This window comes from Pseudomonas sp. Irchel s3h9 (assembly GCF_900187475.1).
GTDB classification, from domain to species: Bacteria; Pseudomonadota; Gammaproteobacteria; order Pseudomonadales; family Pseudomonadaceae; genus Aquipseudomonas; species Aquipseudomonas neuropathica.
Genome location: NZ_FYDH01000011.1, coordinates 83,657 through 100,050 on the forward strand (window position 1 = coordinate 83,657; position 16,394 = coordinate 100,050).

At 59.5% G+C, this 16,394-nt stretch carries 11 protein-coding genes; 4 read left to right on the forward strand and 7 right to left on the reverse strand.

Features of this window, described 5'->3' with window-relative positions; translation table 11 throughout:
• Nucleotides 1-186: 186 nt before the first annotated feature.
• Both CKW26_RS19150 and CKW26_RS19155 read right to left on the reverse strand, forming a co-directional pair.
• Nucleotides 187-2,715 carry a sulfite reductase flavoprotein subunit alpha gene (locus CKW26_RS19150; protein ID WP_095049820.1) on the reverse strand — a complete coding sequence of 843 codons (2,529 nt, stop codon included), beginning with the start codon at nt 2,713-2,715 and terminating at the stop codon, nt 187-189.
• Nucleotides 2,716-2,950: 235 nt separating this feature from the next.
• Nucleotides 2,951-5,272: a TonB-dependent siderophore receptor gene (locus CKW26_RS19155; RefSeq protein ID WP_095049725.1), complete on the reverse strand. Its 2,322-nt coding sequence runs from the start codon at nt 5,270-5,272 to the stop codon at nt 2,951-2,953.
• A 207-nt stretch (nt 5,273-5,479) separates the two neighbouring features.
• Between CKW26_RS19155 and CKW26_RS19160 the strand changes: the two genes are divergently transcribed.
• The gene (locus CKW26_RS19160; protein ID WP_095049726.1) at nt 5,480-6,160 is read left to right on the forward strand and encodes a Fe2+-dependent dioxygenase; all 681 of its coding nucleotides are present in this window, start codon (nt 5,480-5,482) and stop codon (nt 6,158-6,160) included.
• The gene (locus CKW26_RS19165; protein WP_095049727.1) at nt 6,157-6,897 is read left to right on the forward strand and encodes a tetratricopeptide repeat protein; all 741 of its coding nucleotides are present in this window, start codon (nt 6,157-6,159) and stop codon (nt 6,895-6,897) included. The genes CKW26_RS19160 and CKW26_RS19165 overlap by 4 nt, the downstream gene beginning before the upstream one ends.
• Before the next feature lie 265 nt (nt 6,898-7,162).
• Here the strand turns inward: CKW26_RS19165 and CKW26_RS19170 are convergent, their stop codons facing one another.
• The 5 genes from CKW26_RS19170 to CKW26_RS19190 form a co-directional block, all read right to left on the reverse strand.
• Complete coding sequence (locus CKW26_RS19170) at nt 7,163-8,326, reverse strand: type III PLP-dependent enzyme (protein WP_007915304.1); 1,164 nt, start codon at nt 8,324-8,326, stop codon at nt 7,163-7,165.
• A gap of 632 nt (nt 8,327-8,958) precedes the next feature.
• Nucleotides 8,959-10,116 carry a betaine/proline/choline family ABC transporter ATP-binding protein gene (locus CKW26_RS19175; RefSeq protein WP_095049728.1) on the reverse strand — a complete coding sequence of 386 codons (1,158 nt, stop codon included), beginning with the start codon at nt 10,114-10,116 and terminating at the stop codon, nt 8,959-8,961.
• Complete coding sequence (locus tag CKW26_RS19180; protein WP_007915307.1) at nt 10,113-10,766, reverse strand: ABC transporter permease; 654 nt, start codon at nt 10,764-10,766, stop codon at nt 10,113-10,115. Before CKW26_RS19180 ends, CKW26_RS19175 begins: the two co-directional genes overlap by 4 nt.
• Before the next feature lie 12 nt (nt 10,767-10,778).
• Nucleotides 10,779-11,684, reverse strand: a complete 906-nt coding sequence (locus CKW26_RS19185) for a glycine betaine ABC transporter substrate-binding protein (RefSeq protein ID WP_095049729.1) — start codon at nt 11,682-11,684, stop codon at nt 10,779-10,781.
• Nucleotides 11,685-11,705: 21 nt separating this feature from the next.
• Nucleotides 11,706-12,395 (reverse strand): ABC transporter permease, encoded by a 690-nt coding sequence (locus CKW26_RS19190; protein WP_169844036.1) that lies wholly within the window; start codon nt 12,393-12,395, stop codon nt 11,706-11,708.
• Between the two features lie 358 nt (nt 12,396-12,753).
• Here CKW26_RS19190 and CKW26_RS19195 point away from each other — a divergent pair, with 358 nt between their 5' ends.
• Together CKW26_RS19195 and CKW26_RS19200 are read left to right on the forward strand one after the other, a co-directional pair.
• On the forward strand, nt 12,754-14,337 hold the full coding sequence (locus tag CKW26_RS19195; protein ID WP_095049730.1) for a peptide chain release factor 3: 1,584 nt from the start codon (nt 12,754-12,756) through the stop codon (nt 14,335-14,337).
• A gap of 836 nt (nt 14,338-15,173) precedes the next feature.
• On the forward strand, nt 15,174-16,370 hold the full coding sequence (locus tag CKW26_RS19200; protein ID WP_095049731.1) for an MFS transporter: 1,197 nt from the start codon (nt 15,174-15,176) through the stop codon (nt 16,368-16,370).
• Nucleotides 16,371-16,394 lie beyond the last annotated feature (24 nt).

The window sequence follows — 16,394 nt, forward strand, 5'->3', positions numbered from 1 at the left end:
GAACGCCGCCCGCCCAGCCCTCTCCCGGAGGGAGAGGGGGCCGACGGAGGTGTCTAAAGAGGTACGCCGACCTGGAAGACCGTGTCGATTATGGATTCGGCAGAGGACGTTCAGGTCGGCGTATTGCGTGAATCTCTAACGGTCAGTCCCCTCTCCCTTTGGGAGAGGGTTAGGATGAGGGGCTCTTTAATAGACATCACGCCGATAACGGCCCTGCTCAATCAGGCGTTCGACTTCGGCGGCACCAAGAATATCGTTAAGCACCTGATCAACCCCCGAAGCCATTCCCTGCAAGCTGCCACAGATATAAATAACCGCCCCGTCCGCCAGCCATTTCTTCAACTCTGCAGTCGACTCACGCAAGCGATCCTGCACATAAACCTTCTCAGCCTGATCCCGCGAAAACGCCAGATCCAGCCGCTCCAGATCACCATTGATCAACCACTCTTCCAGCTCCGCGCGACAGAGGAAATCGTGTTCACGATTGCGCTCGCCAAACAGCAACCACTGGCGCTGTTGACCATCGGCAATCCGTGCCTTGAGCAAGCTGCGCAGTCCTGCGATGCCGGTGCCGTTGCCCAAAAGAATCATCGGCACTGGTTCGTTCGGCAGATGGAAGCCACTGTTGCGTCGAACCCGCAAACTGATGCTGCCGCCCACAGGCGCGTGCTCAGTCAGCCAGCCGGAACCGATGCCCAGGGTGCCGTCGGCATGCTGTTCCTGACGCACGATCAACTCCAGCACGCCGTCGGCGGCAATCGAGGCGATCGAGTATTCGCGCATGGCCAGCGGCACCATCGCGTCGACCAGCGATTGCGCATGCAGACCGACCAGATGTGCGCGGTGCTCGGGCAATTGCCGCGAGGCCAGCGCAACTTCCAGCGGCTCGTCGAGGCCGTTGATTTTCACAGTGGTTTCGCCACGAATGCCGAGGCCGTCGAGGAAGTGTTCGATGGCCCACGGGCAGTTACGCGGCAGCACTTCGACCAGATCACCGGCCAGCCAACTGCTGGTGTTCGGTGCGCTCAGGCCCAACAAGTAAACCGGCGCACCGCTGCTATCCGGGTTCATCAGTTCGCGGCGTACCAGCGTCCAGTTGTCGTAACTCGGTGCTTGCCAGGTATCGACCGGTGCTTGGCCGGTGAGCAGGCCAAGTTGGGTTTGCCAGTGGCGCAGGGCATAGGGATCACCGCTGTCGACTTCGACCGGCGCGAACAATGTCTTGCCGCCGTGCTCCGCCAACCATTGGTGCAGGCGTTTGGCGAAACCACAGAAGTGCTGATACTGACGATCGCCGAGACCGAGCACCGAGTAATTCAGACTGTCGAGCGTTGCCGCTTTGCCCAGCACTTTGCGCTCGAATCCGCGCGCGCTGTCCGGCGCTTCGCCGTCGCCGAACGTGCTCACCACAAACAGTGCGTTGTTCGATTCACGCAGATCCTGCTCGCTGACATTCGCCAGCGGCTGCACTTTCACCGGCAGTCCGGCGGCCTGCAATTGCCCGGCGGTCTGCCATGCCAGTTGCTCGGCGAAACCGCTCTGGCTGGCGAAACCGATCAGCCATGCCGAAGCATCGCCGCCCGGCTGTGCGAGGCCTTGGCGGGCATCCTTGATCTGCTTTTTCTTGCGCCGACGATCGAGGTACAGCAGCCAGCCGGTGATGAAAAACAGCGGCATGCACACCGCTGCGAGCGTGATGATGATCCGCCCGACCAGACCGAAATAGCTGCCGACGTGCAGCGCATAAATGCTGGTCAGCAGTTGCGCCTTGAAGCTCTTGTCGGCGTAACGGTCGACACGTTTGACGATGCCGGTGGCCGGATCGAGGGTGATCTGGTTCAGCGCGCGATCATGCGGCGAGCTGTCGAGCAGGTAGAACACGGTCGCCGGTTGGCCAGCGACGGCCGGCATACGGATGTTGTACGCCGCCAGACCCGGGCCGGCAGCGCTGTAAATGCTGCTCCACATCGCTGCGTAATCGGCGATCGGTGCCGGGCCTTCCGGCGCCGGGCCGCGACCACCGCGCACGCGCTCGTTTTGTGGCGAGTCGGAAAGCAGTCGGGTCAGGCCTTTGTTGTACCACTCGTACGACCACGACAACCCGGTCAGCGCCAGCAACAGATAGACCAGCAGGCACCAGGTGCCCGCCACCGAGTGCAGATCCCAGTTGAAGGCGCGGCCCTTTTTCTTCCAGTCCAGCGTCAGCCAGACGCGCCAGCTATGCCACTGACGCGGCCAACGCAGGTACAGGCCGGACAGGCAGAAGAACAGCAGGATCAGCGTGCAGGCGCCGGTGATGTTGCGCCCGGTATCGCCCATGGCGAGGAAGCGGTGCAGTTGCAGCATCAGGCCGAAGAAATCCTGGCCGACCGCGTCGCCCATGAACTCGGCGGTGTACGGATCGAAGTAGCGCATCTCGCCGCGACGTTCACCCTTGGGCGGGGTGAAGAACACTTTCGCCGCGTTGCCGCTGTCGGTTTCGACCCAGAGCATCGAGACTTTTTTGCCGGATGTGGCTTCGATACGCTCGACCAGTTCGACGGGCGGCAAGACACCGGCGACTTGTTTCTCTACCTGCAGGACGGAGGGATTCAGCGCCCGCAGGATTTCGTCCTGAAACGAATAGGCCGCGCCGGTGATGCCCATCAACGCCAGCACCAGGCCTGCGGTGATGCCAAAAAACCAGTGCAACTGGAACAGGGTTTTCTTCAACACGTCACTCGCCGTCCATTCGGAAATTGTCTTCACGGCGCGCATTATGCCGTGGGTTATCGAGAAGCGTTCTTTATTACGCACAAAAGCCCCGTTCAATTGAATGAACGGGGCCAAGCCTTGCGGCGCATACCTTGTGGGAGCGAGCCTGCTCGCGAAGGCGTCGTGTCAGTTAGCCTCTACTTGACTGACCCAGCGCTTTCGCGAGCAGGCTCGCTCCCACAGGTTTCCACATCGGTCAGAAGTGGAAGTTGGTGCTCAACAGTGCCGTACGGCCCGCCGCCTGGTTGGCGAAGTGGGTCGAGAAGGCTTTGTCGTAGTAGGTTTCGTTGGTCAGGTTCTGCACATTGAGTTGCAGGTCGACGTTCTTGGTCAGCTTGTACGCGGCCATTGCGTCGTAGCGAACATACGAGTCAACCATGGTGGTGTTGGCCACGCTGCCGTACACGTCGTCGACGTAGAACGCGCCGCCACCGATGGTCAGCTTCGGCGTGACCTGGTAAGTGGTCCACAGGCTGGCGCTGTTTTTTGGCGTGTTAGGCAGTTCGTTGCCGTCGTTGGCTTTGCCCAGCGGGCCGCCATCGACTTGTTCGCTGTCCATGAAGGCGTAACCGGCGAACACTTGCCACTTGTCAGTGATCTTGCCGCTGGCCGAGAGCTCGACACCTTGCACACGGGTCTTGCCGGCGTTTTCGTACGACGTGGTGTCGACTTGCACACGAGCGTTTTCTTTCTCGGTGCGGAAGATGTCAGCGGTCAGCGACAGGCGATCGTTGAGCAGATCCCACTTGGTGCCGATTTCATAGTTCTTGGTGGTTTCCGGCTCCATGTCGCTGCTCAGCAGGTTGCCGCTGCGATCCGGGGTGCCGCCCAAGGGGTTGCCTTCCTGACCCTCGCCCAAGGTGTTGCCCGGTGGCGTGGCCGAGGTGGCGTAGGAGGCGTAGATGCTGCCGTTTTCCGCCGGCTTGTAGACGACGCCGAACTGACCGGTGACGAACTCGCTGGTGTCATCGCCCTTGGACGTGGTGGTGCCAGCGGCGTTGTAGGTCTTGTAGTCGGTGTCGAAGTGGTCGTAACGCAGGCCCATGTTCACCAGCCACTGCTCGTTCAGCTCCAGCGTATCGAACACATACAGCGCGTAGGTGTTGGCCTGGGTGTCGGTGCCGGCGTAGTTACGCGAAATCGCGCCGTTCCACGGATCGTTCGGGTTCGGGTTCGACAGCGAGGTGCAGTTGTAGTTACTCGACGCGCCGATCATCGACGGCGTGCAGTTGCTGCTCGCGGCCACATTAGTGGTGCGCGGTGTGGTGTCGGTGTTGACGTTGTACGAAGACTTCTGGCTTTCCTCACGGGTGTATTCGACACCGGTGGAGAAGCTGTTCTTGAAGCCGGCAACGTAGAAGTTGCCGAACAGGTCAGTCTGGTTGGTGGTGGTCTCGGTGTTGCTCACCCGAGTATTGGCCCGGCGCCAGAGGCTGCCATTGTTGACGTTGCCCTTGCTGTCGTCAGGTTGGGTCAGGATGTAGTCCTGCATGCTGGTGCCGTGACGCAGGGTGTTCTTGATCGTCAGCGAGTCGCTCAGGTCATGCTCGATGGCGAAGGTCGCGGTGTCGGTGCGGCCCTTGCGGAAGTCGCGATCCAGGCCGTAGAAATTGCTGTGGTCACCGCCAGCGTAAGGCTTGTCCGGATTGGACTTGGTGCGTGCAGCGGAGCCGCCGGCCGGAATGGTGTACGGCACGCCCGAGTCCGGGGTGTCGTTGCTTTCGAGGTGGTAGTAGTCGAGGTTGACGCGGGTGTCGGTGCCCAGGCCAAACGCCAGGGACGGGGCGATGCCCCAGCGGTCGTAATCGACTTTGTCGCGACCGGCGACGTTGCTCTCGTGGCTCATCAGGTTCAGACGGCCGGCGGCGGTGTCGCTGAACTGGTAGTTGCCGTCGAGGGTGTAGCGCTGAGTCTGGTCGGAGCCCCAGGTGAAGCCGCCATCGAACGAATTGCCCAGGTGCGCTTTCTTGCTCACCAGGTTGATGCTGCCGCCTGCCGCGCCACGACCGCCGATGGCGGAATTCGGGCCCTTGCTGACTTCAATGTTTTCCACGGCGAAGATTTCGCGGCTTTGCGAACCGGTGTCGCGCACGCCGTCGAGGTAGGTGTCGCCCTGCGCGTCGAAACCACGAATGAACGGACGGTCGCCCTGTGGATTGCCGCCTTCACCGGCGCCGAAGGTGATGCCCGGCACGGTGCGCAGCGCGTCCTGCATGTTCAGGGCGCCGGTGTCTTTGAGCACTTGTTGCGGAATAACGGTGACCGAGCGCGGTGTATCGACCAGCGGCGCGGTGTACTTGGGCGAGGAGGCTTTTTCGACCTGATAGGACGTCGAATCCTGGGCTTCGCCCGTGATCGAGGTGGCGTCCAGGGCGATGGCATTGCCGGTGGCTTTGCTGTCGGTTTTTTCAGCGGCGAACACCATCTGGCCAGCGGAACCGGCGGTGATTGCCACACCGATTGCAGAGGCGAGCAGACGTGGTGAACTGACCGGTAATTGTGCGTGTTGACGTGCCATTTTTATTCCCCTCCCCAAGGATTTGAGGCGGCGGAATATAGGTTAAACAAGTATTCGTATCAATTGCGAAACATTGTTATTCGCACTGAATTTACATTCTTTACAATTTAACCTTACGGTTTTTGCCAGTTCATTCGTCTCTCGGGTTTTACACAGTCAATAAGAATCAATACCATTGCCGCCTCTTTGCCATCAGGTGACATCGCCATGCTGCTGCACATCCCCGGACTGTTCGCAAAAGACGAAGTGCAGCGCATTCGTGAGGCGCTAGAGCAGGCCGATTGGGCCGATGGCAAGATCACCGCCGGCTTTCAGTCGGCCAAGGCGAAGCACAATTTGCAGCTGCCCGAAGGCCATCCGCTGGCCAAAGAGATCGGCGCAGCGATGCTGGAGCGTTTGTGGAAAAATCCACTGTTCATGTCCGCCGCGTTGCCGCACAAAGTCTTCCCGCCGTTAGTGAACTGTTACACGGCCGGTGGCAGTTTCGATTTCCACATCGATAACGCCGTGCGCCAACCCAAGGGCAGCATCGAGCGGGTGCGCACCGATCTGTCGGCGACGCTGTTCTTCAGCGAGCCCGATGATTACGACGGCGGCGAACTGGAGATCCAGGACACCTTCGGCACGCAACGGGTGAAGTTGCCGGCCGGCGACATGGTTTTGTACCCCGGCACCAGCCTGCATAAGGTCAACGCGGTCACGCGTGGCGCGCGTTATGCGTCGTTCTTCTGGACACAAAGTCTGGTGCGTGAAGATAGCCAGCGCGCGCTGTTGTTCGAGATGGACGGGGCGATTCAGCAACTGACTCAAGATCTGCCTGATCACCCGTCACTGATTCGCCTCACCGGCACGTATCACAACTTGCTCCGTCGCTGGGTCGAGGTATGAGTTTTCAACTGCGTCGTGAAGAAGTCCTCGACGGCGAACAACTCAGCTCCATGCTCGCCGAAAGCCCGGCCCGTGCCGCGCAGGCGATTTTGCTAGCGGCGGGCGAGGGTGAAGTTGAAGCACAGGCGTTGCTTGGGCAAATCCTGCTCGACGGCCTAGGCATCGCCCAGGATCAAGCGCTGGCGCTGCGCTGGTTCGGCATCGCTGCCGGGCGTGGGCACCTGATGGCGCGCAACATGCTCGGGCGTTGTCATGAGCATGGTTGGGGTTGCGTGGCGGATGCGTCGGTTGCTGCGCAGCATTATCGGATTGCAGCGGAGGCCGGACTGGATTGGGCGATGTACAACCTCGCCAATCTGCTCGCGACCGGGCGGGGAGTGGAGGTGGATCATCTGCAGGCGCTGGCGCTGTATCGCCGCGCGGCTGAACTGGGCCATGCGAAATCGATGAATCTGCTGGGGCGGTATCTGGAAGAAGGGCTGGTGTGCCCGGCGGATCCGGTTGCGGCGCGCGATTGGTATCGGCGTTCGGCCGACGGTGGGGATTTTCGTGGGCAGTTCAGTTTCGCTGCAGTTTTAGCGGATGAGGGGCGGATTGATGAGGCGGTCGATTGGCTTGAGAAAGCTTTGGCCGGCGGCAATCTGAATTTTCTGCGGGTGGCGAGTCAGACGTTGGCGAGTGCTGTAGATCCGAAGATTCAGGCGTTGGCTGGGCGGTATGCGCTTCGGTGCCAATAGCCCTCACCCTAACCCTCTCCCAGAGGGAGAGGGGACTGACCGAGTTGGATGTTCCAACTACACCGACCTGAAATATCCAGTCGACCTCAGGTTTTGAAAAGCCCCCGATCTGCTCCCTTTCCCCCTCGCCCCCTTGGGGGAGAGGGCTGGGGTGAGGGGGATAGATTGAAAGCACACCACAAATTTTGAAGCCAGACACAAAAAAGCCCATGACACGTCATGGGCTTTTCACTTGCAGCTAGCAGCTTGAAACTCGCAGCTGCTCTTACACGTAAAACGACTTCAACGGCGGGAAGCCATTGAACTCAACCGCGCTGTAACTGGTGGTGTACGCACCGGTCGACAGCCAGTACAGACGATCACCGATCGCCAGGTTCAGCGGCAGGCCGTACTTGTAGTTCTCGTACATGATGTCGGCGCTGTCACAGGTCGGGCCAGCGATGACGACTTCTTCCATCTCGCCTTTTTTCTCGGTCCAGATCGGGAACTTGATCGCTTCGTCCATGGTTTCGATCAGGCCGGAGAACTTGCCCACATCGGTATACACCCAACGCTCGACGGCGGTGCGCGACTTGCGTGCAACCAGTACCACTTCGCTGACCAGAATACCGGCGTTGGCAATCAGCGAACGGCCCGGCTCGAGAATGATTTCCGGCAGGTCATCACCGAAGTCTTCTTTCAGGAAGCGAATGATTTCTTCGGCGTAGGTTTCCAGGCTGTTGGTGCGGGTGATGTAGTTGGCCGGGAAGCCACCGCCCATGTTGATCAGCTTCAGGTGGATGCCGTCTTCTTCTTTCAGGCGCTCGAAGATTACTTTGACCTTAGCGATCGCCGCATCCCAGACGCTGATGTCGCGCTGTTGCGAACCGACGTGGAAGGAGATGCCGTAAGGCACCAGGCCGAGGTCGCGAGCGAGGATCAGCAGGTCCATGGCCATGTCGGTCTGGCAGCCGAATTTGCGCGACAGTGGCCAGTCAGCCGTGGTCGAGCCTTCGGTGAGGATGCGCACATAGACTTTCGAACCCGGTGCAGCCTTGGCGATGTTGCGCAGGTCGGCTTCGGAGTCGGTGGAGAACAGACGCACGCCCTTCTCGTAGAAGTAACGGATGTCCTTGGATTTCTTGATGGTGTTGCCGTAGCTGATACGGTCCGGGCTGACGCCACGATCCATCACCTTGTCCAGCTCATAGATCGAGGCGATGTCGAAGCTCGAACCTTTTTCTTTGAGCAGGTCGATGATCTCGACGGCCGGGTTGGCTTTGACCGCGTAGTAGACCTTGGCGAATTCGAAACCAGCGCGCAGGTCATCGTAGGCCTGGGCGATCATCGCGGTGTCGATCACCACGAACGGGGTTTCCTGTTTGTCGGCGAACGCCTTCATTTTGTCGAATGTAGCGCGCGCGAAATAGTCTTCGACCTGGATCGACATACTTGGGACTCCTAGTGGCAAACGTCGTTAATCAATGGGTGCAAATGAACGTCCTCCGTATCCCCACTTTGGTTCGCCTACTTCCCAAGGCATGTCGCCGAAAGCAAAAAGGCCATGGGGCGTTGCCCTTGGCCTTGCTGTCTCGTCGTCAGTACTTGAGCCGGATGGATCGTTTCCAGCATGGACGTTCGGCGCGAACTTTAGGGCGTGAGGGGCGTGAGATCAACTAAAAATGTCGCGTTTTTGCACGCTTCTGACGTGCGTCGCGTTCAGCACTCTTTGTAGCCGACCGAGATGACGGGCAGATGTTCCCCGGGAATTTTCGAGTGTTAAAAATACCTGCACGTTCGCGGCTTTTGTCGGCGAAGTCGTGGGTAAGTGTGATGGCGGCAATATCGGCGACGTTGGCCGCGAGGGGAGAGGGTGAGGGGGATTTTGGCTGTTTCGCGGGTTGTCTCATACATGCTGTTCGATCCGCAGGTGTTGAGATTCTTTTCCGCTAGGCGAATGAAGAAAAAATCACGCAGATCCTGTGGGAGCGAGCCTGCTCGCGAAGGCATTTTCACAGCCAACATCATTGTTGACTGATATTGCGCTTTCGCGAGCAGGCTCGCTCCCACAGGTTTCGTGTTTTATGCGACTACGGCCTCAGCCGGCGAGACTATGCTGGTCTTCATCCCGCGCGAACGACCCGAACTCAGATAAGCGGCAATCGACTCCTGAGTCACTTCCCCGAGGAACACCCGCTCGGCATCCATCACCGGCAGCCACGAACGGTTGAACTCGTACATCCGCGACAGCAGGATGCGCAAATGCTCGTCGTACGCCGCCGTGGCGTTGAACTCACGCAGGAACTGCGCGCACGTGCCGGTCTGGCGGTGCAGATCGCGACGACGCACATAACCCAGCGCCTTGTTCTCGGCACAGGTGACCACCACGTAGCGACGGTCATGCTCGTCCATCAACTCCAGAGCGTCGGCCACCGGCGTCTCCGGGCTCACCGACGGCGCGTTGTCCGCCGCATCTTCGGCTTTCACCAACAGCAGACGCTTGAGCGTGCTGTCTTGGCCGACAAAGCTGCTGACAAAGTCGTCTGCCGGGTGCGCGAGCAGCGTGTCCGGATGATCGATCTGCAGCAGTTTGCCGGCGCGGAAGATGGCGATCTTGTCACCGAGTTTGATCGTTTCATCGATGTCGTGGCTGACCATGATCACGGTCTTGTTCAGCGCGCGCTGCATCTCGAAGAATTCGTTCTGGATCATTTCGCGGTTGATCGGGTCGACCGCGCCGAACGGTTCGTCCATCAACAACAGGGGCGCATCAGCAGCCAGTGCGCGGATCACACCGATGCGTTGTTGCTGACCACCGGACAGTTCACGCGGATAACGATGCAGATATTGCTTGGGCTCCAGCTTGATCATGCTCATCAACTCGCGGGCGCGGTCATGGCATCTCTGTTTGTCCCAGCCGAGCAGTTTCGGCACGACCACGATGTTCTCTTCGATGGTCATGTTCGGGAACAGGCCGATCTGCTGGATCACGTAACCGATGTTGCGACGCAGGGTCACTTCGTCGAGATCGGTGGTGTCTTCACCGTTGATGAGGATCTTGCCCGAAGTCGGTTTGATCAGGCGGTTGATCATCTTCAGCGTGGTGCTTTTGCCGCAACCCGATGGCCCGAGGAACACACAGATTTCGCCTTCATTGACGGTCAGGCTTACCGAGTCCACGGCTTTGACGTCTTTGCCGTTGCTTTGGAAAGTTTTGCTGAGGTTTTGAAGTTCGATCATTTGAGCAGTCCTTTTGGAGTCAACGAGCGTTGCAGCCATTGGAGAAACAGGTCAGCGAAAATGGCCAGAAGACTGACCAGCAGCGCGCCGACGATGAGCATCGACATGTCACTGCGGCTGATGGAGGCGAGGATCAACACACCGAGGCCGCCGGCGCCGATGGTCGCGGCGATGGTCATCACGCCGATGTTCATCACCACGGCGGTGCGCACACCAGCGAGGATCACCGGCACGGCGATCGGCAGTTCGACCATGCGCAGGCGCTGGCCGAAGGTCATGCCGATGCCGCGTGCTGCTTCACGGATGCCCGGTTCCACGCCAGTGAGGGCGAGGTAGGTGTTGCGCATGATCGGCAGCAGTGAATAAAGGAACACAGCGGTGATCGCCGGCATCGGCCCGAGGCCCTGGCCGAACTTGGAGTAGAACGGCAGCAGCAAACCGAACAGGGCAATCGACGGCACGGTCAGCAGCACCGTGGCGCTGGCCTGCAACGGCCCGGCAAGGGTCGGAAAGCGGGTCATCAGGATGCCCAGTGGCACGCCAACGACAATCGCCAGGGTCACGGCGATGCCGACCAGGGTGATGTGCTGCCAGGTCAGGTGCATCACCTGCTGCCAGTCGAGGTGGGAAAAGGCGTTCAGAAATTCCATGACTTTTCCTCCTTAATTAAGTGGGTGCTGGCGCAGAAAATCGGCGGCAACTTTCGATGGGCTTTCGTGATCGACGTCGACCCGCGCGTTGAGCTGGCGCATGGTTTCGTCATCGAACAGTTCGGCCAATGGCTTGAGTTGCTCGGCCAGTTGCGGGTGCGCGTCGAGGTAAGCCTGACGCACCACCGGTGCGGCGGTGTAGTCGGGGAAGTAATGCTTGTCGTCTTCCAGCAGTTTCAGGCCGAAGGCGTTGAGGCGACCGTCGGTGGTGTAGACCAGACCGGCAAACACCTGACCGTTGCGCAGCGCGGTGTAAACCAGCCCCGCGTCCATCTGACGAATGTTCTTGCGGGTCAGGTTCATGCCGTAGAGATCGACCATGCCGATCAGACCGTCGGAGCGGTTGGCAAACTCGGTGTCCAGCGCCACCAGATGATTGGTCTTGGCCTCGGCGCGCAGCACTTCGTTCAACTGGCTGATGTTGTTGATCTGCGGATATTCCTCGGCGACTTTCTTCGGCAAGGCGAGAGCGTAGGTGTTGCTGAATTTCGACGGGGTCAGCCAGACCAGGCCTTTTTTCGCGTCGAGTTCTTTCACCCGGGCGTAGGACTGGGCGCTGTCGAGTTTTTCAGTGACATGGTTGTAGGCCACCAGCGACACGCCGGTGTATTCCCAGAGCATGTCCAGTTGTCCGCTTTCGTGGGCGCTGCGGGCGAGGTTACTGCCCAGACCGCCGGTAATCTGCGCGTCGTAACCTTTGCTGCGCAGGTATTGCGCGGTGATTTCGGCGAGCAGGGTTTGCTCAGTGAAGACTCGGGCGCCGAGGCGGATAACCGGTTTTTCAGCGGCTTGGGCGACACCTGCGAACAGCAGGATGCAGCCCACTATCAATCCCAAAGACGAGCTAAATCGTTTCATAAATATTCCTTCGCAAAAGCCTTAAGACGGGCGCAAACCGCGTTCCAGCCAGAGACGGCTGGCGAGGGTGACGACGCCATCGAGCAGCAAGGCCAGCAGCGCGGTGCACGCGGCGCCGAGCAGCAGTTGCGGCTGATTGTTCAGGGCGATGCCAGGGAAGATCAGGCTGCCGAGGCTGTTGGCGCCGATCAGGAACGCCAGCGGCGCGGTGCCGACGTTGATCGCCAACGCCACGCGCACACCACCGACGATGATCGGCACGGCGTTGGGCAATTCGACTTTCCACAGCACCTGGCGCGGGGTCATGCCGATGCCGACGGCCGCTTCTTTCAGCGAACCCTGCACATTTTTCAGGCCTTCGTAGGTGTTGCGCACAATCGGCAACAAGGAAGCGAGGAACAACGCGAAGATCGCCGGGCCACTGCCGATACCGAGGACGCCCAGGGCAATCGCAAGCACGGCCAGCGGCGGCACGGTGTTGCCGATATTGAAGATTTGCATGAAGCGTTCAGCACGGCCGACCATGGTCGGGCGACTGAGGAAGATGCCGGCGGGGATGCCCACGACAAGGGCGGCCAGCATTGAAGCGAGGACGAGAATCAGATGAGCTTGCAGGTAAAACAACAAATCGTCGCGGTAGTGTTCGATCGTGTTGATGCCGATCCAGTGGACCAGCAGGGCCAGGAGCGCGATCACCACCGCACCTCCCATCAGCCCTTTGCCATAGCGGATAGCCACAGGCGGACTCCTTTTTTTGTAGTCGGCGAACGCCCTCCCGTGTGGCATGCCATACATGGCTGCCGGGAATAAACGTTCGCGAGAAGCAGCTCCCTCAGCACCGGCAAAAAGCGGTCTGAAAGCGAGCCATGAGCGCAGCCTCGTCAGGCTAACTTGCTGATTTTTCAGCCCCTGACGAAAATTCGTAACAGGGGATGGACGTCTCCGGGCTTTAAAAGGTTCCCATCTGCGGCAGCATTTGGCCACCCTTAATGTGCTCAACGGTTCGGTTATTGCATCGAGTTGGGCTATAATCGCGGCCCTTTTTTGAATCACCGCCAGGCGATTTCCCATGACCAACCAGGCCGCCGAAGTCGCGAAACGCCGCACTTTCGCCATTATTTCCCACCCCGATGCCGGTAAAACCACGATCACCGAAAAGCTCCTGTTGATGGGCAAGGCGATTGCAGTGGCCGGTACGGTGAAATCCCGTAAATCCGATCGCCATGCGACATCCGACTGGATGGAGATGGAGAAGCAACGGGGTATTTCCATTACCACGTCGGTCATGCAGTTCCCGTATCGCGAACACATGATCAACCTGCTCGACACCCCGGGCCACGAAGACTTCTCCGAAGACACCTACCGCACCCTGACAGCGGTGGACTCGGCATTGATGGTCCTCGACGGCGGTAAAGGTGTTGAGCCACGGACGATTGCGCTGATGGACGTCTGCCGTCTGCGTGACACGCCGATCGTCAGCTTCATCAACAAACTCGACCGTGACATCCGCGACCCGATCGAACTGCTCGACGAAATCGAAGCCGTTCTGAAGATCAAAGCGGCGCCGATCACCTGGCCGATCGGTTGCTACCGCGACTTCAAGGGCGTGTACCACCTGGCTGACGACTACATCATTGTCTACACCGCCGGTCACGGTCACGAACGCACCGAAACCAAGATCATCGAGAAGCTCGACTCCGACGAAGCCCGCGCGCATCTGGGCGACGAGTACGACCGCTTCATCGAACAGCTGGAACTGGTTCAAGGCGCCTGCCACGAATTCAACCAGCAGGAGTTCCTCGACGGTCAACTGACCCCGGTGTTCTTCGGTACGGCACTGGGCAACTTCGGTGTTGACCACGTACTTGACGCCGTTGTTGATTGGGCGCCGCGTCCGCTGGCCCGTGTCGCTAACGAGCGTACCGTTGAGCCGGTGGAAGAGAAGTTCTCGGGCTTCATCTTCAAGATCCAGGCGAACATGGACCCGAAACACCGCGACCGTATCGCCTTCATGCGCATCTGCTCCGGCAAGTACGAGAAAGGCATGAAGATGCGCCACGTGCGTACCGGCAAGGACGTGCGCATCGGCGACGCCCTGACGTTCTTCTCCTCCGAGCGTGAGCAGCTTGAAGAAGCCTTTGCCGGCGACATCATTGGTTTGCACAACCACGGCACGATCCAGATTGGCGATACCTTCAGTGAAGGTGAAACCCTCGGGTTTACCGGCATTCCGCACTTTGCGCCGGAGCTGTTCCGTCGTGTGCGTCTGCGTGATCCGCTGAAGTCCAAGCAGTTGCGTCAGGGGCTGCAGCAACTGGCTGAAGAGGGCGCGACGCAGGTGTTTTTCCCGGAGCGCAGCAACGACATCATTCTTGGCGCCGTGGGTGTGCTGCAGTTTGATGTGGTCGCCAGCCGTTTGAAGGAGGAATACAAGGTTGAGTGCTCTTACGAGCCGATTACTGTGTATTCCGCGCGCTGGATTGAATGCAGCGACAAGAAGAAGCTTGAGGAGTTTTCCAACAAGGCTGTGGAGAACCTGGCGGTCGACGGCGGTGGTCACCTGACTTACCTTGCGCCGACGCGGGTTAACCTGGCGTTGATGGAAGAGCGTTGGCCGGATGTGAAATTCCGGGCGACGCGTGAGCATCATTAAGTTCTGAATTGGTTTGTCCGAAGCCCTCTAGGTGTGTGCCTAGGGGGCTTTTTTTTGCTTTGGTTTTGGGGGTATATCCGTTTTTGGGTGATGGCGGCTTAGGGTTCCGCCCTTACGGCGGGTCACTTTTTACAAACGCCTAAAAAGTAACCAAAAACGCTTGCTCCTACGTACGGCCCGCTCGCTGGGGCTCGGGGTTCCTTCGCTGCGGGATCGATCCGGGCGCAGCGTCTCCGGTTTGCTTCGCTGCACCTACTCCCGCTGTGTTTGGCTGCGCCAAACGGTCGCTGCGCTCCCACGCCCGGATCAATCCCTCCACTCAGCCTTCCGACGTCGCCCTACAGATCAAGAGCTGCAGCCGAGCTAACGCTCATCCTGTTGAGTGGTGAAGAGCCAAGCGGTGTTCGGCTGTTGATTTGTGTTGTGGCTACCCCTCACCCCAGCCCTCTCCCGAGGGAGAGGGAGCCGATTTGTGGGCCTTTCAAAACCTGAGTTCGACTCGGTATTTCACGTCGGCGTAGCTCTCCCAAGCACCGCGATCAGTCCCCTCTCCCTCCGGGAGAGGGTTAGGGTGAGGGGCTTTTGATCTGTTTCAGAATCTGAGTTCGGCTCGGTATGTCATGTCGGCGTTGCTCTCCCAAGCACCGCGATCAGTCCCCTCTCCCTCCGGGAGAGGGCTAGGGTGAGGGGCTTTTGATCTTCGGCACGGTTTTAACGCGCGCAATGGCTGTAGGACGACTCGGTTTTTTGTGATCTCGATGTTCTCGAACGCGACAACCCGCCTGCTGACCGTTAGTGTTCCAGCTCCACGCAAGTCGCTTTGAGAGGTCAATGGAATGACGAGTCGACTGACTCACCTGCTACGGCTGAACGGTTATTTCGGCGTGATGGCCTGGGTACTCGCGGCGCTGTTGTTCATCAATCGCTTGAGCAGCATGGTCAAGCTGTTCATGGCGCTGTATCTGCGTCAGGAACTGGGGCTGGCGATCGAGACGGTTGGCTGGTTACTGTCGGCGTACGGCGCGGGTTTGCTGGTGGGGTCGATGCTCGGTGGCTGGCTCAGTGATCATGTGCGTACGGCGCGGCTGACGGCAGCGCTGTTCTTTATTTCGGTGTGGGTGCTGATCCTGCTGGGGCTGGTGACGCAGGTGCCTTTGCTCGCTGCATTACTGTTGCTTAGTGGGGGGATCGATGGGGCCATCCGCACCCTGCATCAGCGGCTGATCATGGAATATTGCGAGGTGGCGCAGCGCTCGCGTGCGCAGGCGTTGAGCCGGGTGGCGCGCAACCTCGGCATGGCGGCTGCCGGTGTGGCGGGCGGGGTGTTGGCGCAGACCGATTTTCGCTGGGTGTTTTTCGGCAGTGCGGCGATGACGTTGTTGGCGCTGCTCTGGTTTGTTCGTACCACGTGGCAACGACCCGTGCTGATCAATGACGAAAAGTCCACGGATGACGCAGGCTCCGGGGTGCCGTATCGCGACAAACCGTTCCTGTGGTTGCTGGCGGCGACGGCCGTGCTTGGCATCGCGTTTGATACGGTCTACAGCACGCTGGGCAATTATTTGCGTGATTACTACCAGTTGAGCACCCAGGCGATCGGCTGGCAGTTCGGGCTCAATGCGTTGCTGGTGATCGCGCTGCAGATTCCGCTGTCGCACTGGGGCGAGCGTTGGGGGATGCGCCGGCAAATGCTGCTCGGCAGTGTGTTGCTGGCGTGCGGGTTGGGCATGCTGCCGTTCGGTTCCGGGCTGTTTTACGTCTGCCTGTCGACGCTGATCTGGACCTTGGGCGAGGCCTTTTTCATGCCGCCGCTGAATGTGCTGGCCATGCGTTTTGCCCAAGGCGGTAAAAGCGGTCAGTACTTCGGCCTGTTCTTTATGAGCTGGAGCGCCAGTGCGCTGTTGTCACCGGTACTCAGTGGCCAGTTGTACGGTCATTTCGGCGGCCACAGTGTGTGGCTGGCGAGTGCGCTGATGGTGTTGATTTCCATCCCGCTGACTTGGCAGGCCACGCGCGTGCGCCCGGTCGCTTAGCTGATCCCGCTATTGGCATTATTC

Bases quoted from the DNA above. Each gene is read 5' to 3' on its own strand.
- CKW26_RS19155 (WP_095049725.1), bottom strand. From the start codon at position 5,272: ATGGCACGTCAACACGCACAATTACCGGTCAGTTCACCACGTCTGCTC.
- CKW26_RS19160 (WP_095049726.1), top strand. From the start codon at position 5,480: ATGCTGCTGCACATCCCCGGACTGTTCGCAAAAGACGAAGTGCAGCGC.
- CKW26_RS19165 (WP_095049727.1), top strand. From the start codon at position 6,157: ATGAGTTTTCAACTGCGTCGTGAAGAAGTCCTCGACGGCGAACAACTC.
- CKW26_RS19170 (WP_007915304.1), bottom strand. From the start codon at position 8,326: ATGTCGATCCAGGTCGAAGACTATTTCGCGCGCGCTACATTCGACAAA.
- CKW26_RS19175 (WP_095049728.1), bottom strand. From the start codon at position 10,116: ATGATCGAACTTCAAAACCTCAGCAAAACTTTCCAAAGCAACGGCAAA.
- CKW26_RS19180 (WP_007915307.1), bottom strand. From the start codon at position 10,766: ATGGAATTTCTGAACGCCTTTTCCCACCTCGACTGGCAGCAGGTGATG.
- CKW26_RS19185 (WP_095049729.1), bottom strand. From the start codon at position 11,684: ATGAAACGATTTAGCTCGTCTTTGGGATTGATAGTGGGCTGCATCCTG.
- CKW26_RS19190 (WP_169844036.1), bottom strand. From the start codon at position 12,395: ATGGGAGGTGCGGTGGTGATCGCGCTCCTGGCCCTGCTGGTCCACTGG.
- CKW26_RS19195 (WP_095049730.1), top strand. From the start codon at position 12,754: ATGACCAACCAGGCCGCCGAAGTCGCGAAACGCCGCACTTTCGCCATT.
- CKW26_RS19200 (WP_095049731.1), top strand. From the start codon at position 15,174: ATGACGAGTCGACTGACTCACCTGCTACGGCTGAACGGTTATTTCGGC.